General features: G+C 69.3%; 28 protein-coding genes. 15 read left to right on the forward strand and 13 right to left on the reverse strand.

Annotation, left to right across the window (positions count from 1 at the left end; translation table 11 throughout):
• Positions 1-2: 2 nt before the first annotated feature.
• Entirely contained in the window at positions 3-635 is a 633-nt protein-coding gene (locus tag FHR72_RS20685) for a fatty-acid--CoA ligase (RefSeq protein ID WP_183471637.1), read from the reverse strand.
• A 240-nt stretch (positions 636-875) separates the two neighbouring features.
• Here FHR72_RS20685 and bfr point away from each other — a divergent pair, with 240 nt between their 5' ends.
• From bfr to FHR72_RS20720, 7 genes are all read left to right on the forward strand, one after another.
• Positions 876-1,355: a bacterioferritin gene (gene bfr / locus FHR72_RS20690; protein WP_183471639.1), complete on the forward strand. Its 480-nt coding sequence runs from the start codon at positions 876-878 to the stop codon at positions 1,353-1,355.
• A gap of 119 nt (positions 1,356-1,474) precedes the next feature.
• Entirely contained in the window at positions 1,475-3,571 is a 2,097-nt protein-coding gene (locus tag FHR72_RS20695) for an MDR family MFS transporter (protein WP_183471641.1), read from the forward strand.
• A gap of 21 nt (positions 3,572-3,592) precedes the next feature.
• Positions 3,593-4,075 carry a carboxymuconolactone decarboxylase family protein gene (locus tag FHR72_RS20700; protein ID WP_183471643.1) on the forward strand — a complete coding sequence of 161 codons (483 nt, stop codon included), beginning with the start codon at positions 3,593-3,595 and terminating at the stop codon, positions 4,073-4,075.
• 29 nt (positions 4,076-4,104) lie between these two features.
• Positions 4,105-5,457, forward strand: coding sequence for a type I glutamate--ammonia ligase (locus FHR72_RS20705; RefSeq protein WP_183471645.1), 1,353 nt, complete (start codon positions 4,105-4,107; stop codon positions 5,455-5,457).
• Complete coding sequence (locus FHR72_RS20710; protein WP_183471647.1) at positions 5,458-6,564, forward strand: amidohydrolase family protein; 1,107 nt, start codon at positions 5,458-5,460, stop codon at positions 6,562-6,564. It begins immediately after the preceding gene.
• A 46-nt stretch (positions 6,565-6,610) separates the two neighbouring features.
• Positions 6,611-6,946 carry an ArsR/SmtB family transcription factor gene (locus FHR72_RS20715; protein ID WP_183471649.1) on the forward strand — a complete coding sequence of 112 codons (336 nt, stop codon included), beginning with the start codon at positions 6,611-6,613 and terminating at the stop codon, positions 6,944-6,946.
• 2 nt (positions 6,947-6,948) lie between these two features.
• The gene (locus FHR72_RS20720; protein ID WP_183471650.1) at positions 6,949-7,434 is read left to right on the forward strand and encodes an SRPBCC family protein; all 486 of its coding nucleotides are present in this window, start codon (positions 6,949-6,951) and stop codon (positions 7,432-7,434) included.
• On the opposite strand, the gene FHR72_RS20725 is transcribed toward FHR72_RS20720, so the two are convergent.
• Genes FHR72_RS20725 through FHR72_RS20735 form a run of 3 tightly spaced genes read right to left on the reverse strand, consistent with a single transcriptional unit; the run spans position 7,431 to position 11,454 of the window.
• The gene (locus FHR72_RS20725) at positions 7,431-9,194 is read right to left on the reverse strand and encodes an N-acyl-D-amino-acid deacylase family protein (protein ID WP_183471652.1); all 1,764 of its coding nucleotides are present in this window, start codon (positions 9,192-9,194) and stop codon (positions 7,431-7,433) included. The genes FHR72_RS20720 and FHR72_RS20725 overlap by 4 nt on opposite strands.
• 9 nt (positions 9,195-9,203) lie before the next feature.
• Positions 9,204-9,620, reverse strand: a complete 417-nt coding sequence (locus FHR72_RS20730; RefSeq protein WP_183471855.1) for a nuclear transport factor 2 family protein — start codon at positions 9,618-9,620, stop codon at positions 9,204-9,206.
• A gap of 43 nt (positions 9,621-9,663) precedes the next feature.
• Positions 9,664-11,454, reverse strand: coding sequence for an N-acyl-D-amino-acid deacylase family protein (locus FHR72_RS20735; RefSeq protein WP_183471654.1), 1,791 nt, complete (start codon positions 11,452-11,454; stop codon positions 9,664-9,666).
• A gap of 108 nt (positions 11,455-11,562) precedes the next feature.
• Between FHR72_RS20735 and FHR72_RS20740 the strand changes: the two genes are divergently transcribed.
• From FHR72_RS20740 to FHR72_RS26615, 3 genes are all read left to right on the forward strand, one after another.
• A complete protein-coding gene (locus FHR72_RS20740) occupies positions 11,563-12,510 on the forward strand; it encodes a dienelactone hydrolase family protein (protein ID WP_183471656.1) in 948 nt (315 codons plus the stop codon).
• An 83-nt stretch (positions 12,511-12,593) separates the two neighbouring features.
• On the forward strand, positions 12,594-13,700 hold the full coding sequence (locus tag FHR72_RS20745; RefSeq protein WP_183471658.1) for a glycosyltransferase: 1,107 nt from the start codon (positions 12,594-12,596) through the stop codon (positions 13,698-13,700).
• Positions 13,701-13,825: 125 nt separating this feature from the next.
• Positions 13,826-14,425 (forward strand): hypothetical protein, encoded by a 600-nt coding sequence (locus tag FHR72_RS26615; RefSeq protein WP_260156147.1) that lies wholly within the window; start codon positions 13,826-13,828, stop codon positions 14,423-14,425.
• A 6-nt stretch (positions 14,426-14,431) separates the two neighbouring features.
• On the opposite strand, the gene FHR72_RS20755 is transcribed toward FHR72_RS26615, so the two are convergent.
• From FHR72_RS20755 to FHR72_RS20775, 5 genes are all read right to left on the reverse strand, one after another.
• Complete coding sequence (locus tag FHR72_RS20755) at positions 14,432-15,745, reverse strand: cytochrome P450 (protein WP_183471660.1); 1,314 nt, start codon at positions 15,743-15,745, stop codon at positions 14,432-14,434.
• 17 nt (positions 15,746-15,762) lie between these two features.
• Entirely contained in the window at positions 15,763-16,158 is a 396-nt protein-coding gene (locus FHR72_RS20760) for a hypothetical protein (RefSeq protein ID WP_311736212.1), read from the reverse strand.
• A gap of 19 nt (positions 16,159-16,177) precedes the next feature.
• Positions 16,178-16,639: an SRPBCC family protein gene (locus FHR72_RS20765; RefSeq protein WP_183471664.1), complete on the reverse strand. Its 462-nt coding sequence runs from the start codon at positions 16,637-16,639 to the stop codon at positions 16,178-16,180.
• A 19-nt stretch (positions 16,640-16,658) separates the two neighbouring features.
• Complete coding sequence (locus tag FHR72_RS20770) at positions 16,659-17,834, reverse strand: serine hydrolase domain-containing protein (RefSeq protein WP_183471666.1); 1,176 nt, start codon at positions 17,832-17,834, stop codon at positions 16,659-16,661.
• Positions 17,835-17,901: 67 nt separating this feature from the next.
• The gene (locus tag FHR72_RS20775) at positions 17,902-18,105 is read right to left on the reverse strand and encodes an Rv3202a family protein (RefSeq protein ID WP_183471668.1); all 204 of its coding nucleotides are present in this window, start codon (positions 18,103-18,105) and stop codon (positions 17,902-17,904) included.
• Positions 18,106-18,328: 223 nt separating this feature from the next.
• Here FHR72_RS20775 and FHR72_RS20780 point away from each other — a divergent pair, with 223 nt between their 5' ends.
• A complete protein-coding gene (locus FHR72_RS20780; protein WP_183471670.1) occupies positions 18,329-19,210 on the forward strand; it encodes a cyclopropane mycolic acid synthase family methyltransferase in 882 nt (293 codons plus the stop codon).
• Here the strand turns inward: FHR72_RS20780 and speB are convergent.
• Both speB and FHR72_RS20790 read right to left on the reverse strand, forming a co-directional pair.
• On the reverse strand, positions 19,194-20,216 hold the full coding sequence (gene speB, locus FHR72_RS20785; protein ID WP_183471857.1) for an agmatinase: 1,023 nt from the start codon (positions 20,214-20,216) through the stop codon (positions 19,194-19,196). The two genes, FHR72_RS20780 and speB, sit on opposite strands and share 17 nt — an antisense overlap.
• Positions 20,217-20,307: 91 nt before the next feature.
• Positions 20,308-20,706, reverse strand: coding sequence for an acyl-CoA thioesterase (locus tag FHR72_RS20790; protein ID WP_183471859.1), 399 nt, complete (start codon positions 20,704-20,706; stop codon positions 20,308-20,310).
• A gap of 98 nt (positions 20,707-20,804) precedes the next feature.
• Between FHR72_RS20790 and FHR72_RS20795 the strand changes: the two genes are divergently transcribed.
• The 4 genes from FHR72_RS20795 to FHR72_RS20810 all read left to right on the forward strand — a co-directional run bounded on the left by FHR72_RS20795 (position 20,805) and on the right by FHR72_RS20810 (position 24,693).
• Positions 20,805-21,758 (forward strand): threonine ammonia-lyase, encoded by a 954-nt coding sequence (locus tag FHR72_RS20795; protein ID WP_183471672.1) that lies wholly within the window; start codon positions 20,805-20,807, stop codon positions 21,756-21,758.
• Between the two features lie 67 nt (positions 21,759-21,825).
• Positions 21,826-23,127: a DUF7159 family protein gene (locus FHR72_RS20800; protein WP_183471674.1), complete on the forward strand. Its 1,302-nt coding sequence runs from the start codon at positions 21,826-21,828 to the stop codon at positions 23,125-23,127.
• 51 nt (positions 23,128-23,178) lie between these two features.
• Positions 23,179-23,802, forward strand: coding sequence for a Pr6Pr family membrane protein (locus FHR72_RS20805; protein WP_183471676.1), 624 nt, complete (start codon positions 23,179-23,181; stop codon positions 23,800-23,802).
• A 102-nt stretch (positions 23,803-23,904) separates the two neighbouring features.
• On the forward strand, positions 23,905-24,693 hold the full coding sequence (locus FHR72_RS20810) for a L,D-transpeptidase (RefSeq protein ID WP_183471678.1): 789 nt from the start codon (positions 23,905-23,907) through the stop codon (positions 24,691-24,693).
• A gap of 10 nt (positions 24,694-24,703) precedes the next feature.
• On the opposite strand, the gene FHR72_RS20815 is transcribed toward FHR72_RS20810, so the two are convergent.
• Both FHR72_RS20815 and FHR72_RS20820 read right to left on the reverse strand, forming a co-directional pair.
• Positions 24,704-25,129, reverse strand: coding sequence for a lipoprotein LpqH (locus FHR72_RS20815; RefSeq protein WP_183471680.1), 426 nt, complete (start codon positions 25,127-25,129; stop codon positions 24,704-24,706).
• 86 nt (positions 25,130-25,215) lie between these two features.
• Positions 25,216-25,947 (reverse strand): MmyB family transcriptional regulator, encoded by a 732-nt coding sequence (locus FHR72_RS20820; RefSeq protein ID WP_183471861.1) that lies wholly within the window; start codon positions 25,945-25,947, stop codon positions 25,216-25,218.
• Positions 25,948-26,062 lie beyond the last annotated feature (115 nt).

The raw sequence follows: 26,062 nt of genomic DNA on the forward strand, positions 1-26,062 counted from the left end.
AGCTACCCCTGCTCGTCCACGCTCATCAGGTGGGCGAAGCGGCCCACGAAACGGGTCGGATAGGCGCCCATCCCGGCGTGGGACATCCACTCCGCGGCGGCGTCGGGATGCTCGATCCACTGCCTGGCGCTCTTCTCGTCGGCGATCTCCTGCAGGATCAACACCTCCTGCCCGTCGTCGAGCGCGCGGTACACCCAGATCTTGCGGACGCCACCGCGCTTGAAGCGCTCGACACCGTCGTGGATCTTGACCATGAGTTCACCGACGTCGACGACGGAGGACATCACCCCGACCACGACGCGCCCCACATGCTCTTCGGAACTGGGTCCGTCCAGGTCGATCTTCTCGACGACCTCGCCGCCGAAAATCGGCGGGATATCGTCGGCGCCGGAAATACTGAACCATTCGAAAATCGCCGGCGAACCGAGGACGTCCCGAATGGAGCGCGCCTGGCGGATCCCGATGGTGACCAATACCCGGCGGGGCTCCCAAATGGATTCGTACAGAACGACGTGATGGGCGCCGATCGAGGAAAGGCCGTCGCGGTGTTTACCCAGCCATTTCCACATCACGTCGATGTCGTCGACCTGGAAATCGCAGGCAAGGATGAATGAGTGCAGGTCGTACTCACCCATTGGATACCCTTACCTTGTTCGCAGCCAAAACAGTTAGCGCAGTCTAACCTTACTTAGCCTAGGCAGTCCAGAGTAGGGGGCTGATCTGGGCTCGACGCGTTGCGAACATCGCGGAAACACCAGCCCGACACCGGCTTTCTGGGCGATTTATGCCGTTGCCTGCACTAGATTGAGACGTGCTCGCACGCAGCCCGTGCAGTTATCGCACGCACCAGTCCACATAGCTTTGAGGAGCACGTCATGCAAGGCGATCCCGAAGTTCTGAAATTGCTCAACGAGCAATTGACGAGCGAATTGACGGCGATCAATCAGTATTTTCTGCATTCCAAGATGCAGGACAACTGGGGATTCACCGAATTGGCTGCGCACACGCGGAAAGAATCATTCGAAGAAATGGTTCACGCCGAGGAGATCACCAATCGAATTCTGATCCTGGACGGCCTACCCAATTACCAGCGGCTGTTCTCCCTGCGGGTCGGGCAGACGGTGCGGGAGCAGTTCGAGGCCGATCTGGCGATCGAGTACGAGGTCGTCGCACGCCTGAAGCCGGGCATCCTGCTGTGCCGGGAGAAGGGCGACGCGACCTCGGCGAACCTGTTCGAGAAGATCCTCGCCGACGAGGAATTGCACATCGACTACCTGGAGACCCAGCTCGAGCTGATGACCAAGTTGGGCGAGGAGCTCTACCTGGCCCAGTGCGTCTCGCGCCCGCCGCAGTAGACGATGCGGTAGCGGTTCAGCACCCGTAGTCCCGGGAACCTCCTCGCTGGGTACCGTAACTTTCATAGGTCATCTAACGATGTCCTGAGAAGTCCTCACGGTCGCCCAGAAAGGCAGGTATGACAGCGTCGCCCCCGGCATCGTCTACTCAACCGGCATCGTCTACTCAACCGGCATCGTCCACGGAACCGGCGGCCCACGCCGAACCGGCCCCGGTCGGTTCCCAGCGCCGCAACGTCATCTTCGTCGCGGTGGTCCTCGGGATGCTCTTGGCGGCGCTGGACCAGACGATCGTCGCGACCGCGCTACCGACCGTGGTGGCCGACCTGGGCGGTGCGGGCCACCAGTCCTGGGTGGTCACCAGCTACCTGCTGGCCTCGACGATCTCCACGGCGATCGTCGGCAAGCTCGGTGACCTGTTCGGCCGCAAGGTCGTCTTCGCAGCGGCCGTGGTGTTCTTCCTGGTCGGTTCGGTGCTGTGCGGCATCGCGTCCTCGATGGAGATGCTCGTCGCGTCCCGTGCGCTGCAGGGGATCGGCGGCGGCGCACTGATGGTCACCGCCACCGCCCTGATCGGCGAGGTGATCCCGCTGCGTGATCGCGGTCGCTATCAGGGCGCACTCGGCGCCGTGTTCGGCGTGACCACGGTGATCGGCCCTCTGCTCGGGGGCTACTTCACCGACCATCTGACCTGGCGCTGGGCGTTCTGGATCAACGTCCCGATCGGCATCGTCGTGCTCGTCGTCGCGCTGGCGACCATCCCCGCGCTGGGGCGGCGGACCCGTCCGGTGATCGACTACGCCGGCATCGTGCTGATCGGGCTGGGCGCTTCGGGGCTGACCCTGGCGACCAGCTGGGGCGGCAGCACCTATGCCTGGTCCTCGCCGGTGATCATCGGCCTGTTCGTCGGTTCCGCCGCGGCGCTGGCGCTGTTCGTGCGCGTCGAGTTGCGCGCCGAGGAGCCGGTGCTGCCCATCCGGCTCTTCGCGAGCCCGGTGTTCACCGTGTGTTGCGTGCTGTCGTTCATCGTCGGTTTCGCGATGCTGGGCGCGTTGACGTTCCTGCCGACGTTCATGCAGTTCGTCGACGGCGTCTCGGCGACCGAATCGGGTCTGCGCACCCTGCCGATGGTGGGTGGCCTGCTGTTGACGTCCATGGGCAGCGGCGTCCTGGTCAGCCGCACCGGCCGGTACAAGATCTTCCCCGTCGTCGGCACCGCGGTGATGGTGCTCGGTTTCGTGCTGCTCTCGCAGATGGACGCCACCACCCCCGTCTGGCAGCAGAGCGCCTACCTGTTCGTGCTGGGCACCGGCATCGGCATGTGCATGCAGGTGCTGGTCCTCATCGTGCAGAGCACCGCGAGCTTCGCCGATCTCGGCGTGGCCACCTCGGGCGTGACGTTCTTCCGGACGATCGGCAGTTCGTTCGGGGCGGCGATCTTCGGATCGCTGTTCGCCAACTTCCTGGACTCCCGCATCGCCGGCGCGCTCGCCGCGGCCGGGGCGCCCCCGGCAGCCGCGCAGTCCCCGCAGGTGCTGCATCAGCTGCCCGACGCCGTCGCGGCACCCATCGTCACCGCCTACTCCGACTCCCTCGGGCTGGTGTTCCTGTGCGCGGCGCCGGTGGCGGCGGTGGGTTTCCTCGTCGCCCTCACGCTCAAGCAGGTGCCACTGCGCGACATCGAGACGACCACCGCTCTCGACATGGGCGAGGGCTTCGGCATGCCGTCCAACGACTCCTCCGAGCAGATGCTGGAGACCGCGGTCTGGCGGCTGGTCCGGCACTCACCGGAGATCAAGCTGCGCAGTATCGCGGGCACGCACGGCTGCGAAGCCGACATCGCGCTGCTGTGGGCGCTCATCCAGATCTACCGGCAGGGTCAGGTCTTCGGATCGGCGCGCCTGACCGAGATGGCCGAGCGCCTGCGGGTGCCGCCCGAGGTGCTGGAGCCGACGTTCGACCGGCTCGTCGAACGGGGCCATGCGCTGCGGACCGGCGATCAGCTCTGGCTGACGCAGTCCGGCGCGCGTCAGGTGGAGGCCGCCACGTCGGCGCTGAGCAGCCGCATCGTGCAGAAGCTGGAGACCTCCCCGACCTTCGAGGGCCGCCCGGACCGCGGCGAGGTCGAGGCCGCCCTGGAGCGGATCGCCCAGCGACTCCTTCTCCAACGCGAATGGAACGACGATCGGGCCGAACTCACCACAGCGCAAAAGTGAAACACGTTACACTTTTGCACCATGAGCCGAATCGGAGATTTCGCTGACGACGACGTGACGGGCTTCGCGGTGAAGTCGCCCGAATTGGGTTCTGCGATGGCGCAATTCACCAACGCCGTGTACACCAAGAACCGATTGCCGATGCGGACCAGGGAAGCCGCGCGCATCGTGATCGCCTACGCCAACGAATGCGTCGTCTGCCAGAACACCCGCGACGCCGAGGGGGAGTCCCACGGCATCACCGAGGAGTTCTACGACTACGCCACCCAGTGGCGCACCTGGCCGGGTTACAGCGACGCCGAGCGGATCGCGATGGAATTCGCGCACCGGTTCGCCACCGACCACACCGCGCTGCGTGACGACGAGGACTTCTGGGAGCGCGCCGCGGTGCACTTCGATGACGAACTGCTCACCGACCTCGCCATCTCCTGCGCCATGTGGGTGGGCATGGGCCGGATGCTGCGCACCCTCGACATCGGCCAGAGCTGCAAGATCACCCTGTAGGGCAGGCTGATCGCCTGCAGAATGGCTTCATGGCCGCCAAACCGCTCGCCGCCGCAGCCATCGCCCAGCTCGAGGCCGACGGAGTAGCCACCCTGATCGGCACCGTCGTGAACCCCGCGGGGCTCATCCACGCCAAGACCGTGCCGTTGCGCCGGATGGGGTCGTTCGCCGATCCCGGGCTCGGCGCGAGCCCCGTCTGGCACGGGTTCACCATCGACCAGTCCGGCATCGCGTTCGGTGAGAACATCGGCGTCGTCGGAGACCAGCGGATCCGCATCGACCTCTCCGGACTGCGCATCCTCGGCGACGGATTCGCGTGGGCTCCGGGGTCGTTCTTCGACCAAGACGGCACGCCGGATCCGCGGTGCGCCCGCGGCACCCTGCAGCGCGTGCAGGACAGGCTGTCCGGTGCGGGAATCGACGCACTGGTCGGACACGAGCTCGAGTTCGTCCTCGTGGGGCCGGACGGCGCGCAGCTGCCCGCACACCTGTGGGCGCAGTACGGGCTGGCCGGTGTGCTGGAACACGAGGGGTTCGTGCGGGATGTCACCGCCGCCGCCACAGCCTCGGGCGTCGCGATCGAGCAGTTCCATCCCGAATACGGCGCCCACCAGTTCGAGATATCGCTGGCGCCACAGCCCGCCGTCGTCGCCGCCGACCAGGTCATCCTGATGCGCATCATCGTCAGCCGGGCCGCGCGCAGACACGGCATGAGGGTCAGCCTGTCGCCGGTGCCGTTCGCCGGCGCCGTCGGTTCGGGCGCCCACCAGCACTTCTCGCTCACCCGGCACGGCGTCCCGCTGTTCTCCGGCGCCGACGGACCCGCCGGGATGACCGCGGAGGGCGCGGCCGCGGTCGCCGGTGTGCTGTCCGGGCTGCAGGACGCCCAGGGCGTGCTGAGCGGATCGATCCTGTCGGGCCTGCGGATGCAACCGGGGCACTGGTCGGGCGCCTACGCCTGCTGGGGGACCGAGAACCGGGAGGCCGCCGTGCGTTTCGTGGCCGCCGGTGAGGCCAACCCGCACGGCGCCCATGTCGAGGTGAAGGTCATCGACCCGTCGGCGAACCCGTATCTGGCCTCCGCAGCCGTCCTCGGGCTGGCCCTCGACGGCCTGGAGAACACCGCGGCCCTGCCCGCCGAGATCGCCGTCGACCCGTCGACGCTGAGCGCCGAGGCCCGGGCCGAAGCGGGGGTCACCGTGCTGGGCGCCGAACACGCCGGGATCCTGGACGCTCTCGACGGCTCGGCCAGGATGCGCGCCGTCCTAGGCGATCCGGTGGTCGACGCCGTGGTCGCGGTGCGCCGCTACGAACACGAACACTTCGCAGGGCTCGACGCCGGTCAGCTCGCCGAGAAGTTCCGCCTGGCCTGGAGCGTGTAGGTGAGCGCTCTCGGCGAGCACGCCGACGTGGTGTCACTGGTGGACCACCACGTGCACGGCTGCTGGCTGGACACCGCCGATCGCGCGCATTTCGAGAACGCACTCAACGAGGCCAACACCGAACCTCTGGCGTCTTTCGACTCCGGTTTCGACACTCAGCTCGGATTCGCCGTGCGCGCGCACTGCGCACCCGTCCTCGGTCTGGAGCGCCACGCCGGCGCCGACGCGTACTGGCAGACCCGCAGCGGCCTGGACGAAATCGAGCTCGCGCAGCGGTTCCTCGGCGCCGCGCACGTGTCGGACTGGCTCGTCGACACCGGCTTCGCCGACGGAGTGGCCGGTCTCGACGAACTGGCCGGACTCGGCGCCGGCCGGGTGCGCGAGGTGGTGCGGCTGGAGGCGGTGGCCGAGGAGGCCGCCGCCGCGACGGGGGAATACGCCGCGGCGTTCGACGAGATCCTGTGGCGCAGAGGGCGAAGCGCGGTGGGCACCAAGTCCGTCCTGGCCTACCGCGGCGGATTCGTCGGCGACCTGTCCGAACCCACAGCGGATGAGGTGGCCGTCGCCGCGGCGCGCTGGCGCGACGCCGGCGGCACCCGCCTGCTCGATCGCGTGCTGCTGCGCTTCGGTCTGCACCGGGCGCTCCGGCTCGGCAAACCCCTGCAGTTCCATGTCGGGTTCGGCGACCGCGACTGCGACCTGCACGCCGCCAACCCGCTGCATCTGCTCGACTTTCTGCGCGTGAGCGGCGAAACCCCGGTGATGCTGCTGCACTGCTATCCCTACGAACGCGAGGCCGGCTACCTGGCCCAGGCATTCAACAACGTGTACGTCGACGGCGGGCTGTCGATCAACTACCTCGGGGCCCGCTCCGCCCCGTTCATCGCCCGGCTGCTGGAGATGGCGCCGTTCCGGAAGATCCTCTATTCCTCCGACGGGTTCGGCCCCGCTGAGCTGCACTTCCTCGGAGCGCGGTTGTGGCGCAACGGAATCGCCGCGGCACTGCAGCGCTTCGTGGACGCCGGCGACTGGAGCGAGCCGGACGCGATCCGCGTCGTCGATCTGATCGCACACGTCAATGCCCGCCGGGTCTACGGGCTGGACTGACGCGAACCCTTGACAACGTACAACCATTTGGTTGTATGTTGGGGGAGTGATCGAGCAGGACGAGGAACGGGCCGACGCGCTGTTCCACGCGCTCTCCGACCGCACGCGGCGCGACATCATGCGCCGGGTGCTCGCGGGCGAGCACTCCGTCTCGACACTTGCCGCGAACTACGACATGAGTTTCGCGGCGGTACAGAAACACGTTGCCGTGCTGGACAAGGCCGGCCTCATCACCAAACGGCGCCGCGGCCGCGAGCAATTGGCCAGTGGCGACGTCGCGGCGGTGAGGTCGGTGGCGTCCATGCTCACCGAACTCGAGCAGATCTGGCGCGGCAGAGTCGCCCGTATCGACGAACTGATCGCCACACACCAGGAGGAGTGACCATGCCCGTGACCGACGTCCACCACGACCTCGACAACCGCACCCTGACCATCATCGCCGACTTCGCCGCGCCGGTGCAGCGCATCTGGCAGGTCTACGCCGATCCGCGTCAGCTCGAAAAAATCTGGGGCCCACCGGAATACCCGGCCACCGTCGTCGACCACGATCTGCGGCCCGGCGGCCGTGTCACCTACTTCATGACCGGGCCCGAAGGCGACAAACATGCCGGGTACTGGGACATCAAGACCGTCGACGAACCCACCGGGTTCTCCTTCGACGACGGCTTCGCCGATTTGGAGTTCACCCCGAACCCCGAGATGCCGGTGTCGGCGAACGTGTTCACCTTCACCGAGCACGACGGCGGCACCCGGGCCACCTACGTGAGCACGTACGCCACGGTCGAGGGCCTGCAACAGGTCCTGGACATGGGTGTGGTCGAGGGAGCGTCCTCGGCGATCAATCAGATCGACGATCTCGTCGCCGGTTAGCGGACACCCCGCAGGAGGCGCCCGGGCCGGGCACCGGTGTCCATGCCGTGGCGTCGGGTCACCACGCCGCTGACGACCGTCGCGTCGTAACCCGCGGCACCCTGGATCAGGCGCCGGCCGCCGGCGGGCAGGTCGTAGACCATCCGGGGGACGTCGAGGCGCAGCGCGTCCATGTCGATCACGTTCATGTCGGCCTTCTTGCCGACCTCGATGACGCCGCGGTCGGACAACCCGAAAAGCGTTGCGGTGTCCAGGGTCTGCTTGCGCATCACGTACTCCAGGGAGAACTTGGGGCCGCGGTGGCGGTCGCGGGCCCAGTGCGTCAGCAGGAAGGTGGGGTAGGACGCGTCGCAGATCAGCCCGCAGTGCGCGCCGCCGTCGGAGAGCCCCGACACCGCCGCAGGGTGCGTCATCATGTCGTAGATCGCGTCGTGATTGCCTGCGGCGTAGTTGAAGAACGGCAGCATCAGCATGGCGGTGCCGTCGGATTCCAGCATCAGGTCGTACATCGCGGCCAGCGGATCCTGTCCGCGCCGCGCAGCGATCGCGGCGACGGTCTGATCCGGCGTGGGCTCGTAGTCGGGCGGGTCGCCGATCGGGAAGATGCGGTCCGCGCTGTGCTGGATCAGCGCGAACAGACCGTCGAACAGCGGCACCGGCTGCGCCGGCAGGTCGGCCTCGGCGAGGATCGCCTGCCGGACCGCGGGGTCGGCGAGGCGGGCCGTCAGCTCGCCCTGTCCCAGTTCGGCTTTCAGTGCCCGGTACGTCGGCCGGTGGGTGAACGCGTGATACCCGGGGAAGCCGAACAGCATGCCGAACGGGCGCGCGGCGAACTGCGCGTACACCTCGACACCGTTCTCCAGCGCCTTGCCGGCACGATCGAGCTGTTCACGCCACAGGTCGGGCGCCCCGCCGGTCTGGATCATCGTGAACGACACCGGGCGCTCGATCTCGGCGGCGAGTTTGGTCATCCAGTCCATCTCGCGCATGGTGGCCTCGGCGGGGCTCTCCCCGGCGGTGCCCTGTGGCGACACTTCGAACACCGCGCGCCCGCCCGCGGCCATCGCCCGGCCCAGCCCGAACAGCTCGGCCTCCGCGGCATAGGTGCCGGGCACGGGCTCGCCGTCGATGGCCCGGTGCGCTTCGGTGCGCGACGTCGAGAAGCCCAGCGCGCCGGCCTCGATCGCCTCCTGCACGATGCGCGCCATCGCCGCGATGTCCTCGGCGGTGGCCTCCTCGTTGCGGGCGCCGCGCTCGCCCATGGCGTAGCCGCGGACCGCGCCGTGGGCGATCTGGGTGCCGTAATCGACGGCCAGGGTGCGCTTCTCGATCGCATCCAGGTACTCGGGGAAACTCTCCCACTGCCACGTGATGCCCTCGGCCAGTGCCGATCCGGGGATGTCCTCGACGCCCTCCATCAGCTCGATGAGCCACTGTTCGCGCCCGGGCCGCACCGGGGCGAACCCGACGCCGCAGTTGCCGCTCACGACCGTCGTGACGCCGTGCATGCTCGACGGCTCCAGCGTGTCGTCCCAGCTGACCTGTCCGTCGTAGTGGGTGTGCACGTCGACGAAGCCGGGTGCGACGATGCGCCCGGTGGCGTCGATCTCGTGCGCGGCCTCGGTCTGCAGTCCCGCGTCGTCACCGGCGCGGCGACGGACCTCGACGATGCGGCCGTCCTTGACCCCGATGTCCGCGCGGAAGCGGTCGGCGCCGGTGCCGTCGACGACGGTGCCCCCGGTGATTTTCAGATCCAGCATCGTTTCTCCTCAGACCAGTCCGGTGGCGTCGAAGACCCAGGACATGTCGGCGTCGGCGAAGTCCGCCAGCCAGGTCGGTGGGGCGTGGTCGGCCAGGGCGCTCATGTCCCAGTAGTCCTTCCACAGCGTGATCCTGCCGCCCTCGACCCGGTGCACCGTGACGAACTGCAGAACGGCGGATTCCCCTGTGGCCCAGCGCCATTCTTCGTGATGCTCGTACATCACGTCGGCGCCGTTGCTGACCATGAGGCCGGTGAAGTTCTCATAGGAGGCCAGCGGCTCCAGACCGATCTTCAACCGCTTCACGATGTCCTCCGGGCCGCGCGCGGCCGCCGCCGGACCGACCGGCATGTCCAGGTAGATGCAGTCGTCCGACAGAAAGGTCTTCATCGCCTCCCAGTCGCGGGCCGACAGCGCCTCCCACATGCCGTGCACGGCCGCCTCGACCTCGCCGGTGTGCTGTACCTGCTCAACCGACACGGGCCAGGTCCTCCTGATTGGTGACCGACGCGGGCGCCTTGTGCGCGGCGCGCAGGAAGCGGCCGGTGCGCTGGACGCCCACCAGCGGCGTGGGCGCGCCGTCGAGGAAGACGGCACGGCCGCCGACGAGCACCGCGTTCACCGTGTCGTCGTTGCGGTTCACCATCCGGGACAGCCCGCCGTACTGGTCGACGGTCTCCTCGGCGTAGGCATCCAGGGTCGCGTCGAGCCGCTCGGGGTCGAGGACGACGACGTCGGCGCGATCGCCCACCCGTAGGTGCCCTGCGTCGATGCGGTACCAGTCGGCGAGTTCGCCCGTCAGTCGATGCACGGCCTGTTCGATCGTCATGAAGGGCTGCCCGGCGCGGGCCGAGTCCTGGACGTGGCGCAGCAGCCGCAGGCCCATGTTGTAGAACGCCATGTTGCGAAGGTGGGCCCCGGCGTCGGAGAACCCCATCTGGATGCCCGAGTCGGCGGCGAGTTTCTTCAACACCTCGGGGCGGTGGTTGGAGATGGTGGTGCGCCATCGCAGCGCGGCGCCGTGTTCGAGGACCAGGTCGAGGAACGCATCGACCGGGTGCAGCCCACCGCGGTCGCGTCCGACCTGCCCGAAGGACTTCCCGATCACGGTGGCGTCGGGGCACCCCACGATCTCGGCGTCGAAGAAGTCGCGGTGCCACACCCGCATGCCGAACTTGGCGTCGTAGTCCTTGCGGAACGCCCGCCGGTAGTCCTCGTCGCGCAGCAACGCGTTGCGCTCGACCTCGTCCCTGAGGTGCAGCGCCGCCGCGCCCGAACCGAACTCCTCGAAGATGACCAGGTCGATGCCGTCGGCGTAGACCTCGAAGGGCACCGGCAGGTGCTGCCAGCGGAAGTTGCCACCCAGCCGATTGGCCAGCCGCGCCAGCGGGCCCAGGAGCTTGACCGCGACGGGGTTGGACTTCACGTCGGCCGCCGAGAGCAGGCTGGTCTTGAGCGGGTTGCGCACGAAGCCCAGGGACTGGAAGACCTGGGAGCCGATGTTGAAGGGGTTCTGGATGTCCGGTCCCGACTGCAGGATGCGGTTCGAGCGGCGCAGCAGCGACTTCAGTCGGCGCAACTCGCGGGCCTTGGCATAGGTGGAGGGCAGCGTGCGCGACCTGCACACGTCGCCGTCGAGCTTGTCGAAGAGAAGCTGCTGGGAGGACATCCCGACGAAGCCGGCGCGCAGGGCCTCGATCAGCATCCGCTCCATCTGCGCCTGTTCGCTCTTCGTCGGCCGCTCGTCGTCGCGGGTGGCGCGGTCCAGTCCCATCGTCGCCGCCCGCATGTCCGAGTGACCGAGGAATGCGGCCACGTTGGGGCCCAGGGGTCGCGCCTCGAGGGCCGCGATGTACTCCTCGCCGTTGGACCACGTCTTGTGCTGACCCACCGCGGCGATGACGTGTTCGCGGGGGATGGCCTCGACGCGGCCGAAGATGTCGCCGGCGTCGGCGCCGTCGACGTAGACCGTCGACAGTGAGCACGACCCGAGCATCACCGTCGTGACGCCGTGCCGCAGCGACTCCGCGAGCGAGGGTCCGCCGAGGACCTCGACGTCGTAGTGCGTGTGGATGTCCAGCATGCCGGGCAGCACCCACTTGCCCGTCGCGTCGATCACGTGCGGGCAGCCGGTCTCGTCGAGGTCGCCGTCGGTGATGACGGCGACGTGCCCGTCCCGGATGCCGAGGGTGCGCACCGCGGACGGCGCGCCGGTGCCGTCGAACCAGCGGCCGCCGCGGATGATGGTGTCGTAGCTCACACCGTCATCGAACAGCCCCACTGGTCACGTGTCAACGAAATCGGTGAACAGATTTGTACGAGTGTCTACTCGTGGCCGCACCTGGGCCGAAGCGCATAATCGGGGCTTGTGACACCCCTGCAGCGCTACATCGCCGAAGAGATCGCCACCGACCACGTCGACGGGCTGCTCTCGCGCCGCGAAGCGCTGCGCCGACTCGCACTGCTCGGGATCGGCACCGCCGCGGCCACGACCCTGATCGCGGCCTGCGGGCAGGACGGGCAGCAGGCGCAGGGCACCGCCACCTCCTCGGGGTCGCCCCCGCAGTCCCCGCCGGCGGGCACACAGCCCGCGACGCCGCCGCCGGGGATGGACAAAGCGCTGCCCACGGCGCCCGTCACCTGGGCCGGGCCCCGCGGTGAACTGCAGGGCGCCTGGGCCGACGCCACCGCAGGGGACCTCGCGGCGCCGCGGGGCGGGGTGCTGGTGATCCACGAGAACAAGGGACTCAACGACTGGGTGCGCTCGGTCGCGGGCCGCCTGGCCGGCGCGGGCTACTCGAGCCTGGCCATCGACCTGCTCTCCGAACAGGGGGGTACGGCGACCTTCACCGACCCCGCCGAAGCCACCGCCGCGCTGGGCAGGCGCGCACCGGAGGACATGGTCGCCGATCTCGATTCCGGGATCGCCGAGGTGAGCCGACGGACACCGGGCGGCAAGGTGGCATCGATCGGCTTCTGCATGGGCGGCGGCCTGCTGTGGCGGCTGCTGGCCGCGGGCACCCCGGAGCTGGCCGCCGCGCTCCCGTTCTACGGGCCGACCCCCGACAACCCGGACTTCTCAGGCTCGAAAGACGTTGCGGTGCTGGGCTTCTACGGTGAACTCGACCAGCGCGTCAACGCTACCGAACCCGTCGCCCAAGCCGCGCTGACGAAGGCCGGGCTCGTCCACGAACTGGTCACCGAACCCGGCGCCAACCACGCCTTCTTCAACGACACCGGAGACCGCTACGACCCCCGCGCCGCCGCGGATGCGTGGACCAGGACGCTCGACTGGCTCGCCGCCCACGTCGGATAGGGAAGCCGACCGGAAACCTGCTGTTCGGCAACCCGCCTGCCCGCCGTTGCGTTGCGCACACACGCGCACGCTGTGATGCAGCCATGCGGGTCGTCCAGGTAGCGAATTTCTACGGCCCACGCTCGGGCGGCCTGCGCACCGCCGTCGACCGCCTCGGCGCCGAGTACTGCGCCGCGGGCCACACCGTCTTCCTGATCGTGCCCGGCCGGCATCACGAACAGACGACCCTGACCTCGGGCGTCCACCGCATCAGCCTGCCCGCAGTGCTGATCCCGTTCACCGGCGGATACCGCGCTGTGCTTCCGCGCCCGGTGACCGATCTGCTGGAACGGCTGCGCCCCGACGCCCTCGAGGTGTCCGACCGCTTGACCCTGAGATCGCTCGGCCCGTGGGGACGCCGTCGCGGCGTGTCGACGGTGATGATCTCCCACGAGCGCCTGGACCGGCTCGCCGGACAGATCCTGCCGATGCCGGCAGCGCGTGCGGTCGCCGACGTGGCCAACCGGCGCACCGCGGCCAACTACGACGCCGTCGTGTGCACCACGGCATTCGCGCGCGAGGAGTTCGACCGGATCGGCGCGACCAACCTGATGACGGTGCCCCTCGGCGTCGATCTCGACCAGTATCACCCGCGGTGGCACTCGGCCGCCGTCAGGCGACAGTGGGTGGGTCCCGACCAACTGCTGCTCGTGCACTGCGGCCGGTTGTCGGTCGAGAAGCATCCCCACCGCAGCATCGACGCCCTTGCCGCGCTGCGCGCTTCGGGCCTCGACGCGGAACTGGTCGTCGTCGGGGAAGGCCCGCTGCGGCCCCGGCTGCAGCGGCAGGCGGCAGGGTTACCCGTCCACTTCACCGGCTTCGTCGGCTGCCGCGACACCGTCGCGGGCATTCTCGCCAGCGCCGATGTGGCGCTGGCGCCCGGTCCCCACGAGACGTTCGGGCTGGCGGCCCTGGAGGCGCTGGCCTGCGGGACGCCGGCGGTGGTGTCCCGGACCTCGGCACTGGCCGAGATCCTGACCCACGACAGCGGGGCGACCGCCGACAACGACGCAGACTCCGTCGCCCGCGCCGTCGCCACCGTGCTGACCCGCCCGGAGCACCACCGTCGCCGCTCCGCGCGCCGCCGGGCCGAACAGTTCACCTGGCCGCGCTCGGCCGCCGGGATGCTCAGCGCGCTGCAGGTGCGCTAGGGCCCGTTCGCGCCGGTAGCCCCCACCGCGACGGTGTGACCACGGTTTAGGGCACCCACCCTCCGGGCATCCGACCAATCAACGGGCCCGTCAACACGACCTGCCCCCGACATCGAGGAGCCGGCATGGACAACAACGTCGTGTGGATCGTCATCGCCGCCGTCGTCGCGATCATCGTCATCGCCGCGATCGTGATGGCCGCCCGTAAGAGCCGCAACCGCCGCCGCGCCGAGGAGGCCGACCGCATCCGGCAGGAAGTGCACCAGGACACGCAGCGCGTGGAACGCCAGGCCTCTCTGGTCGCCGAAGCGGAGGCGAAAGCCCGTGCCGCACAGGCCGAAGCCGACGCCAAGGCCACCGAGGCCGCCCGGCTCGCCGACACCGCGTCCACCCGTCGCGATGCGCTGTCCAGCTCGCAGCAGCACATCGACGCGCGCCGTGAGCACGCGGACAAGCTGGACCCCCGCGTCAAGGACAACGGCCGTGGCGGCGATGCTCGAGACGGTGACGTTCGAGACGGTGACGTTCGAGATGGGGGTGTCCGAGATGGGGGCCTTGCCCACGACGACGGCAGGCACCGCGACCACACCGACCACACCGACCACGGCCCCCTCGGTGGCCCCCTCGGCGGCGACCACGCGCCGGGCCAGCACGGCGTCGTGGGCGACCGCGACCCGCGGGGCGGCCCCGCGGACCGGATGAACCCGGACGTCCGAAGCCGCTGACCCGGCTCAGCGGTCTGGCGCTGCCCCGCCCGGCGGCGTCCAGGCCACCGGCAACCGCTTGATGCCGTGGATGAACGCCGAGTGCAGCATGTCGGGTTCGTCCACGGCGCGGATGTCGGGAACCACGCGGTGCAGTTCCTCGAAGGCCACGGTGATCTCGCGGCGGGCGAGGTTGGCCCCGAGGCAGAAGTGCGCTCCGCCCCCGCCGAACCCGACGTGTGGGTTGGGGTGGCGGCCGACGTCGAACATCCACGGGTCGGCGAACTTCGTCTCGTCGCGATTCGCCGAGCCGTACCACAGCGACACCTTGTCCCCGGCCGCGATCGTCACGCCGCCGAGTTCGACGTCCTGGGTGGCGGTGCGCCGCATATAGGCCACGGGCGACGCCCACCGCACGACTTCCTCGACCGCCGTCGGCGCCAGCGCGTGATAGTCCGACCACCACCGCTGCCGCTGCTCGGGGAACCGGCTCAATGCCAGGACCCCGTGGCTGATCGCGTTGCGGGTCGTCTCGTTACCGGCCACCACCAGCAGGATGAAGAAGGACGCCACCTCCGCGGAGCTGAGCCGCTCCCCGTCGAGTTCGGCCTGCACCAGAGCCGTGGTCAGGTCCTCGCCCGGGGTGCCGCGGCGGTCGTCGGCGAGTTCCGAGGCGTAGGCCCCGATTCCCATTGCCGTCGAGACGAACTCGTCGAAATCGGTGGCGATGTCGGGGTCGCCGAAACCCAGGATGACGTTGGTCCAGTGGAAGATCTTCTGGTGGTCCTGCTCGGGGATGCCCATCATGTCGCAGATGATCTGCAGGGGGAGCGGGCCGGCGAGCTCGGCGACGATCTCGCCGCGGCCGTCGGGGTGCGAGGCCACCATGTTCTCGACGAGGCTGCGCGCACGCTGACGCACCGAGTCCTCGATGAGGGCCAGCACCCGCGGGGTGAACGCGCTACGGACGATGTTGCGCAGCCGGGTGTGCCGCGGATCGTCCATCGCGATCATCGACCCGAAATATTCGGCCAGCTCCGGACTTTGGTCGCCGACGGTGATACCCAGGGCCGAGCTGAACAGCTCGGGATGCCTGCTGGCGTAGAACACGTCGTCGTAGCGCGTCAGCGCCCAGTGCCCGGCGACCTCCGAGTCGGGATCGGCGACGTAGGACCGGTGGAACGAGATCGGCGCCTCGCGGCGCAGCGTCGCGAAGGCGCCGTCGCGCACGTCGTCGGCGAGACCCCAGAAATCCCAGGAGCCGAGGTCGACGTCGGCCAGCGGCACATCCGGGGGAGCCGTTCCGTTGCTGCGCGTGAGGCCGCCGAGATCCAGGGTCATGCAGCCCAAGCGTAGCCTCAGGGCCTGCCTTCGTGACCCTTTCTGCCCTGTGTGCGGCGGTCCTCTTTCATCCTGGCCTCGTGCACGTGCCGGACCCCGCCGACGAGCTCGTCACGCACCCGGCGCTCGTGCTCGCGAAACGGCGTCCAGTAGGTCTCCTCGAACTCCTCGATGACCTGAAAGGTCCACCGTCCGTAGAGCACGTTGCGGCCGACCAGGTCGGTCTCCAGGCGCTCGGCCACCGACTCGTGGCCGGCCTCGCGCAGTTCCTCGGCCGCCTCGCCGACCAGCAGGTCCGCCCGGCCCATCAGCTGATGGAACGAATACAGGTGGCCCCGGGCCCGCTCCAGATACTCCAGTGCTTCCGTCACTTTGCCGACGGCGTCCACCGTCTCGTCACTCGCATCAGTCACCGAGCCGAGATACCCGCGGTCAGGGCCCGGCAATCTCCGCGACCGCTTTGATCCGTTCCAGCGTCGTGCGCATGTCACGCAGATTGCGACGCCGCCGCAGTTGGCCGCCGACCACGGAGTAGACGGCGATCAGCGGGCTCTGGTTGAGGCGGAAGGACTCGGTGACGTCGGTGCCCGCCGCCGTCGGATCCAACCGGTAGTGCCAGTTGTTCACCGCCCGGTCGCCGAGCAGCACCTCGAAGCCGAACTCCCGTCCTGGTTCGCAGGCCGTGACCCGGCACGTCGTCCAGTACACGGGGCCGATCTCGTTGCGGCGCACGTGCCCTCGGAATCGCGCACCCAGTGCGGGGCCGTCGGCACCGTCGAGCCACTCCGCCTCGAACGTCTCGGGCGAGAACTTCCCGATGCTGCCCACGTCGGTGATGACCTCCCAGATCCGTTCCGGGGGAGCCGCCATGGACACCGTCACCGATCCCTGCATCGCCTGCACTCCTTCTCGGTCATCCGATCTCGTACACGTGGTCGGGTGTCAGTTCGGTGGTGATCGCCGTCGCGAGCAGCGTGCCCGGGTCCGCTCCGTCGACCGTGATGTCGGTGTTGACGAACACGACGAGCCCGATCCGCCGTTCGGGCAGGTACACCGACACGGTCTGGTAGCCGGGCAGGCTGCCGTTGTGACCGATCCAGCCGCCGAGGTTGAACAGCCCCAGACCGTAACCGTGTGGCGCAGGCGCGCCGTCGTCGTCCACGGTCTGCAGACGCTCCTGCTGCATGCGGGGGGTCAGCAGCTCCCCGGTCGCCAGCGCGGGGGCCCACACCCGCATGTCGTCGAGGGTGGAGATCATGCTGCCCGCCGCCCAGGCCCACGACGGGTTCCAGTCGGTGGCCGTCGTCTCCCCACCGTCGAGCGTCTGCTTGGTGTAGCCCGCCGCATGGGGTTTGGGGAATGCGTTGTCGACCGGAAAGCTGGTGTGGCGCATGCCCAGTGGCCCGGTGATGCGATCGCGCACGAAGTCACGCAGTGGTTGGCCGCCGACCTTCTCGACCACCAGGCCGAGCAGGATGGTGTTGGTGTTGCTGTACTGGAACCCGTCGCCAGGGTCGAACACGGCGGGCTGGGAGAACGCCATGTCCAGCAGTTGGCGCGGGGTGAACACCCGCTGGGGGTCGGTGAACAACTGCTGGGCGAAGGCCGGGTTCGCCGAGTAGTTGGGCAGGCCGCTGCGCATACCGGCCAGCTGGCGCAGCGTGATCTCGCCACCGCGGGGCACCCCGTCGACGTAGGCGCCGATCGCCTCGTCGAGGCCCACGCGGCCCTGGTCGGCCAGCATCAGGACGGCGGTGACCGTGAAAGTCTTGGTCTGGCTTCCGATCCGGGTGTAGAAGTCGGTCTTCATCGGCGCGCGCGTCTTCTTGTCGGCCACGCCGAAGGCCCGGACGTAGTCACCGTCGGGTCCCCAGATGCCGACGATCGCCCCCGGCACGTCGGCGTCGCCCAGGACGCGGTCGACCGCGCCGTCGAGGCGGCGGGTCAGTTCGGCGTCCATCGTCGTGGCCGGCGCCGTGGTGCTCGAGGTCTGCGCGCGCTCGCTTCCCGGGCCGTCCGCCGTGGGTCCGGCGCATCCGGTCGCCGCGACGAGCAACGCGAGCAGTGCGGGCCAGACGCGAGTAGTCATCGCATTCACAGTATTCGCCGCGTGACCCGCGCCGGGCATGCTCGTCGACCCCGGCCGGGGCCGGACCTCAGCGGTCGAAGTCGGAGTCGTCCTCGGGGACGGCGATCGCCTGTTCGACGAGGTCGGCCTCACTGGCCTGCCAGTCGCGGTCGGCGCCCACCTGGGCGGCGTCGGGCCAGGTCTCGTCGTCGGTGTCGATGACAGGGATGCTCTGTTCGGCCAGGTCGGCTTCTGAGGCGTCGCCGAGCGGGCTTCGGTCAGGTGTCGTCATGGCGGTCTCTCTCCCGGCGGGTCGGTGACATGCAGGCGGCACGTCCACGATAGGTGCGTTCGGTCGGCCCGCCGAGTACCCACTCGGCGGGCAACCACTCAATTCACGGGTTCGCAACGCTCTCGGGTACGCTGCGTAAACTGCGCGAACAGCGAGACCGGGCCCTCAAGCTGGGTGGGGCCCCGTCAACTGACCAGTAACCAGAACCTCAAAGGCCGGTACTTTGCCAGAAACTTCGAGCGGCTCTCAGGATCTGCAGCCTCACTTCGAGGACGTCCAGTCGCACTACGACCTCTCAGACGACTTCTACCGTCTGTTTCTCGATCCCACGCAGACGTACAGCTGCGCATACTTCGAGCGCGATGACATGACGCTCGAAGAGGCGCAGCTGGCCAAGATCGATCTGTCGCTGGGCAAACTCGGACTCGAGCCGGGGATGACCCTGCTCGACGTCGGCTGCGGCTGGGGCGCCACCATCAAGCGGGCAATCGAGAAGTACGACGTCAACGTCGTGGGCCTCACCTTGAGCCGTAACCAGCAGGCGCATGTGCAGAAGGTGCTCGACGGGCTGGACAGCCCGCGGACCAAGCGCGTGCTGCTGCAGGGCTGGGAACAGTTCCACGAGCCCGTCGACCGCATCGTGTCCATCGGCGCTTTCGAGCACTTCGGGCGCGACCGCTACGACGAGTTCTTCAAGATGGCCTACGAGGCGCTGCCCGCCGACGGCGTGATGATGCTGCACACCATCGTCAAGCCCGACGACGAGGAGTTCGTGGAGCGCAAGCTGCCTGTCACGATGACGAAGATCCGCTTCTTCAAATTCATCATGGACGAGATCTTCCCCGGCGGTGACCTGCCCCAGCCCGTCAAGGTCAAGAGCCACGCGACCAAGGCCGGTTTCGACGTGAAGCTGGTCCAGCCGCTGCGGCTGCACTACGCGCGGACCCTCGACCTGTGGTCGGCCGCGCTGGAGAAGAACAAGGACGAGGCGATCGCCATCCAGTCCGAAGAGGTCTACGACCGGTACATGAAGTACCTGACCGGGTGCGCCGACCTGTTCCGCGAGGGCTACACCGACGTCTGCCAGTTCACTCTGACGAAGTGACGCCGCGGTCCCGGTAGGACTTCGCCGGCTGACCGGGTTCGGCCGCGGCGGCGTCACGCCGCCTGGCCGCCATCCCCGCCAGCGCCTCGAACACCACCCGGTGCGCGGCATTGACCGTGAGCTCGGCATGATCGTAGGCGGGGGAGACCTCGACGACGTCCACGCCGGCGACGTCGTGCTCGTAGCAGAGCTGACGCACCATCCGCAGCAGGTCCGCGCTCGTGATGCCGCCCGGCTCCGGGGTTCCGGTGCCGGGGGCGTGCGCTGGGTCGAGTACGTCGATGTCGACGGACACGTACAGCTTGTCGGCCTTGGCGAGCGCTTCGCCGACCGCGTCGGCCATCACGGCCTTGAACCCGCGCTCCCAGATCTCCTGCATGGTGTGCCAGGTCATCTTCTGTTCGAGCATCCACTCGAACGTGTCCTGAGGCGGCCAGTAGCCGCGCAGCCCGACCTGGACGAAGTGCGACCCGGGCACCGCGCCGGATTCGATGAGCCGCCGCATCGGCGTGCCGTGGCTGGCGAGGTTGCCCTCGATCTCGTCGGCGGTGTCGGCGTGTGCGTCGAAATGGACAATGCCGACGTTGCCGTAGCCGTGCACGTCGGCGACCGCGGTCGCGGCCGGCCACGTGATCGAGTGGTCGCCGCCCAGCACCACGGGCACGATCCCGCGCGAGGCGATCGCATGGACACGTTCCCGAATGTTGTTGTGAGACACCTCGGTCTGGCCGTGGGGGCAGTACGCGTCGCCGAAGTCGACGACCTCCAGCCAGTCGAAGATCTCCAGCCCGAGATCCATGTGGTAGGTCCCGGGTTCGTACGCGGTGGCGCGGATCGCCCTGGGCCCGAAGCGGGCGCCGGGCCGGTTGGTGGTGGCGATGTCGAACGGCGCCCCGACGATGGCGGCGTCGGGTTTCCACGAGTCCAGCTGGGACACCTCGGTCAGGAAGGGCCGGTGACCGAAGGACGCCACACCGGCGTAGGCCAGGTCGAGCTGCTCGGCCATACCCGGAGGAAGTTCCCTGTGGTGTCCGTGATCTTCTCGGTCATGGCTGCCCATGGGCTCGACCGTACCGTTCACCGAGACCGGATACGGGTCAGTCGGGCATCAGCGCCGAGCGCACAAAATCGGGCACCGGCCGCTTCGCCCAGTCCTGCGTGGAGACCACGACATAGACCGTGCGGCCCCGCACGGCGACCCGCTCGGCACCGCCGGCGGTCGTCGCTCGCACCGTGAACGCGATCGTGAAACTCGTGCTCCCCACCCGCTCGCACTCGGCCGTCACCCGCACGCTGTCGCGCCACCGCACCGGGGCGGCGAAATCGATCTCGGTGTGGACGACCTGGAAGTCGTGGCCGCCGGCCGTCAGCTCGGGGTAGGCCACGCCGAGATGGTCGAACAGGCCGGTGCACGCCTCGTCGAACCACGTCAGGTAGTGACCGTTGAACACGACCCCCTGCTGGTCCACCTCGGCATAGCGCGGCACGAGGGGCATCGAGAACGGTTCCACGGCAGACACCCTAGACATCGAGGACCGCCGCCCTCGACGTCAGGCGTTCCGCCGCCGCACCCGCGGTGCGCCAGACTTGACCCATGAAGCTGGTGACGATCGACGACGTCCGGTCCGCGGCAGAACGCATCCGCCCCTTCGTGGTCCGCACCCCGCTGCTGCCCGCGCGGTGGGGGAACCCCGATCGACCGCTGTGGATCAAACCGGAGAACCTGCAGCCGATCGGCGCGTTCAAGGTGCGGGGCGCCTTCAACGCCGTGGCCGCGGTCCGGGACACCGCCGCCGATGTCGTCGCCTACTCCAGCGGAAACCACGCCCAGGCGGTGGCCTACGCGGCGGCGACGTTCGGGATCCGGGCACACATCGTGATGCCGAAGGAGACGCCGAATGTGAAGGTGCAGGCGACCCGCGACCTCGGCGCCCGTGTCGAGCTGTCCGAGGCCGGCGGGCGCGAGATGCTCGCCGCCGAGATCCTCGCCCAGACCGACGGCGTCCTGATCCCGCCGTTCGACCATCCCGACGTCATCGCCGGCCAGGGCACCATCGGCATCGAGATCGCCGAGGACCTGCCCTCGGTGCGCACGGTGCTCGTCCCCGTCAGTGGCGGGGGACTGGCCTCGGGGATCGGCACCTCGATCCGCGCGCTGTGCCCGAACGCCGAGATCATCGGCGTCGAGCCGGAGCTCGCCGCCGACACCGCCCAGAGCCTGCGCGAGGGGCGTCGCGTGGACTGGTCCATCGAGGACCGCAACCGCACCGTCGCCGACGGTCTGCGGTCACAGCCCTCGGAACTGACCTTCGCGCACCTGCAGCATGTCCTCGACGGCATGATCACCGTGTCGGAGTCGGAGATACGTTCGGCGACAAGGGAACTCATCTACCGCGCCCGGTTGGTCGCCGAGCCCAGCGGGGCGGTCGCGCTGGCCGCCTACCGGCAGAACGCGACACCGCCGGGCCAGACCGTGGTGGTCCTGTCGGGAGGCAATGTCGAACCGCGCATATTGCAGGAGATCCTCGCCGAACCGGCCCCCGCCTGATTTGACAGGTGTGCAATTCCGCGGGGGCAGCGGGTAGGGTCACCCGGGATTGTCGAAGGAGTGTTGCGTGGACGCTGTTCTCGGCTTGTCGGTGACGCCGTCCACCGTCGGTGTCGTGCTGGTGGAGGGGCAGGACGACGACGGGGTGACCCTCGACGGTGAGAGTTTCGACGTCGGCGGGAGAGGCCGCTCGACGGCTGCGCAGACCTCGGAGCAGGCCGCCGCTGCGGTGCTGCGCACCGAGGCCGTGGCCGCCGACCTCGGCCGCCGCGTGCATTCCATCGGCGTCACCTGGAGCGACGACGCCGGCACCGAAGCCTCGCTGCTACTGAAATCGCTCAGCGAGTCGGGCTTCGAGAACATCGTGCCGGTGCGCCTGTCCGAGGCCACCGATGCGCTGGCCCGCCAGATCGCCCAGGTGCTCGGCTACCGCACCACCGCGGTCTGCGTCATCGAGCCCGAGCAGCTCATCGCCCTGGTCGTCGCGCTCGGCGACGACGGCGACGGTGCGGGGGCGGTGCAGACCGCCGTCAACCACAGCGTGGTGACCGAGGACGATCTGGTCGGCTGGCTCAGCTCCGTGTTCGCCCGCGCCGACTGGGAGCCCGAGGCGCTGGTGCTGGTGGGCTCGGCCGAAGACCTCGACGGCCTGCTGCCGGTGCTGGAGGACGCCCTGGCGGTACCGGTGTTCTCACCCGACGAGGCACAGCTCGCGCTGGCCAGGGGCGCCGCGCTGGCCTGCACCCAGCCCGCCGAGGTCGACGCGTGGGACGTGGGCGACTGGGACGGCCCGGCCGCCACGTCTGCCGGAGAATCCTCCGCGCAGCGGGTGGCGAGAGTCGGTCCCGTGGCGCTGCTGGCTGCGGGCACGGTCGCGTTCGTGGCCTCGGTGTCTGCTGCGGTGGCACTGCATCTGGCCCCCGAACCGGCGCAGCCGCGCCCGGCGGCCGAGTCGGCGACACAGACCCCGGCCCCTCCGGTGCGGCCCGCGTCGCCGCCGGCACCGCCACCCCCGCCGCCCGCCGTCGACGAAGCGCCCGCGATCGCGCCGGACGCGCCCGCGCCGGTTGCCGACGAGCCGGCCGCCGAGATCGCACCGCCGGTGGACACGCCGCTGCCCGAGGTCGCGCCGACCGACCCCGCCCTACCGGTGGCACCACCGCCCGAGGCGGCGCCGCCACTCCTCGACGCCCCGCCGCCGGTCCCGCCGGCGGCTGTGCCGCCCGTGCCGCAGGAACGGCCCGGCATCCTGCAGCGGATCCGCGATCGCCTGTCCGGCATCGGCGACAACGACGTCCCCGCACCCGCTCCCGCGCCACCTCCCGCGGCACCGCCACCTCCCGCGCCGCCGCCACCGCCACTGCCGTAGCGCGGGTCACGTTCGAGGCAGCCACGTTCGACGGCGCATATCCTCGCTGTGGTGAGCCTGCCTGCCGCCCCGTCCCGGCCGACATTTCTGCGCACCGGGCTGCGACTCGCGATCATCGGGTGCGTCGCGGCTGCACTGCTGCTCGTCGAGTTGACGTCGCACCGTGGCGTCGGCTGGCGGCTCATCACGTTCACCTACCAGGCCAACCTGCTGGCCGCGGCCTTCTACCTGTGGACCCTGCTGTCGCCGCGCGCCGACTCCCGCATCGGCGTGCGCGGCGCCGTAGTGCTCTACGTCGTGATGGCCGGCGTCATCTGGAATCTGTTCCTCACCGAATACAGCATGGGATACACCCCGGCGAACTTCCTGCTGCACGTCGTGGTGCCCGCCCTGGCGCTGGCCGACTGGCTGCTCGTCGGGCGCGGCGTCGTCCCGGTGTCCTGGTGGCAACCCGTGGCCTGGTTGGCCTATCCGGCCGCCTACCTCGCCCTGGCCCTGCTGGTGCTCAACCATGCGGGACGACGGGCACCGTATTACTTCCTCGACCCCGGCAGCGTCGGCGCGCCGGCGGTCGCTCTGAACGTCGCTGCTATCGCCGCTTCCGTGCTCGCGATGGGCTATGCGTTGCTGGCCTTGAACCGAGGTGCGTCGACGGTGCGCGGCGAGCTGCCGTGAAACGTTCCGACGGCGCACGCCGATAGGCCCATCGAGGCCGGACCGCATTTGCCGCCATGCCGATCGGCGTGGGCGGAACAGGAGACGAACTAGGATGGCACCATGCTGAGACCCCGTCGGCAGCACACCCGACCCCGGGTTGGCCGGCGCATCGCCGCCGTCCTGGGAAGCGCTGCGCTCCTTGCCGGTCTGACTGTGGCCGGGCCGGTTCCGACCGGCGCCGCGGCGATCGGAGCGGCCGTCGCCACGGTGTCCCCGGCGCCCGGCCAGACCGTCGGCGTGGCCCATCCGGTGACCGTCCGCTTCGCTACGCCCGTCACCGACCGGACCGCCGCACAGCAGGCCATCGCTGTCGTCCCCGAGGGTGCGGACGCGCCCCGCGCCGGGTCCTTCACCTGGCTCGACGATCGCAGTGTGCAGTGGCAGCCCGCCGAGTTCTTCCCCGCCCACACGCCCGTGACCGTGTCCGTCGGCAGCTTCGCGACCGGCTTCCAGACCGGCTCGTCGGTCGTCGGCGTCGCGGACCTGAGCGACTATTCGTTCACGGTCAGCATCGACGGGGTCGTCGCCCGCGAGATGCCCGCCTCGATGGGCAAGGCGAAGTACCCGACCCCGATCGGGCAGTTCACCGCGCTGGAGAAACAGCGCAACGTCACCTTCGACTCACGCACGATCGGCATTCCGCTCGACGACCCGGAGGGCTATCTCATCAAAGGGGAGTACGGCGTCCGGGTGACGTGGGGCGGCGTCTACGTGCACTCGGCTCCGTGGTCCGTCGGGTCACAGGGGTACGCCAACGTCAGCCACGGCTGCATCAACCTCAGCCCCGACAACGCAGCCTGGTACTTCGACACCGTCCAGGTGGGCGACCCCATCGTCGTCCAGGCCTGACCGGGCCGGTTCAGCAGTTCGTCTGGATCCGGAACTCCGCGGTCACCTTGTCGCTGGGCTTGTCGTCGAAGCTGCCGTCGGCGGTGCCGGTGATCGTGTAGCTGCCGCCCTGGCCCGACACCTCGGCGTCGCCGATGTTGTCCGCCCAGAACGTTCCGGTGAACCCGCCGAAGTTGCGGAACTGGACGGAATCGGCTTTGACCTCAGCCCCGGTGGAGAGCACCGCGGCGAACCCGTTGTCCTTGTCCGGTGTCTCGATGAACCAGGACCAGCCCGACTGATTACAGCGCACGGCGTGCGTCCCACCGGTGTCGTTGCCGTCGATCGACACGGTCGCGGTCTTGCCGCCGAGCGCGGGCTCCGGTGTCGAGCACCCGGCTACGCCGAGGACGACGACGCTGCCGGCGGCGGCCGCCATGATCTGTCGGGTCTTCATGGCGCACGACTCTATTCGGTCGAGCGGCCCCGTCCGGCCGGAATGCCGGTGTAGGTGGTAATCGGCGCGCCGACATCGCGTGCGGCTCAGCGCAACGCGGCGGCGGTCGCGTCGTCGGCCGGCAGGAACGCCTCGATGCTGAGCTCGGCGGCGGTCAGATCCAGGGCGGTGCCGAACGTCGTCACCATGCTCAGGAACCGCAGGTGACGACCGTCGGTGGTGGTGAGCTCCAGCGGCACCGCGACACCGCCCAGGTCCGCCGACTCGTCGAGTCCGCCGGGATAGCCCTCGATCTCGGCGAGCAGGTCCCGCAGTTCGCCGGCGCCGGAGGCGACTTCACGGCGCAGCCGCTCGACGAGACGGGTGCGCCACTGCGCCAGGTTGCCGATGCGCGGCGCCAGCCCGTCGGGGTGCAGTGCGATACGCAGCGCGTTGGGCTGCTCCAACAGGTGCCCCGCGACACCGTCCAGAAGCACGCCGGCGCCCGAGTTCGCCTGCAGCAGCGACCATCCGCGATCCACGACCACACAGGGGAACGGGTCGTAGGCGTCGAGGACCACAGCGATGCCGGAGCGGACCGCCGCCATGTCCGGAGCATCCAGCGAACGTTCGGTGTACGCCGGCGCCAGGCCGGCGGCGACGAGCATCCGGTTCTGCTCCCGCTGCGGGATGTCGAGCACCCGGGCCAGACGCAGCACCATGGCCCGACTGGGGGTCGATCGCCCGGTCTCGATGAAACTGACGTGGCGGGCCGACACGTCGGCCTCCAGGGCCAGATCCAGTTGGCTGAGGCGGCGTCGCTGCCGCCAATCACGCATCAACGACCCGAAGGTCGCCCGGTGGTCGAGTGCCGTCACACCCTCAGTGTGCGTGCCACCTCCGCCGCAGGCCATTACCCGGCAGGTAATTGCCCGCCTTACCTCCACCGAGGAC

The organism is Mycolicibacterium iranicum, from assembly GCF_014190915.1.
In the GTDB taxonomy this organism is placed as follows: domain Bacteria; phylum Actinomycetota; class Actinomycetes; order Mycobacteriales; family Mycobacteriaceae; genus Mycobacterium; species Mycobacterium iranicum_B.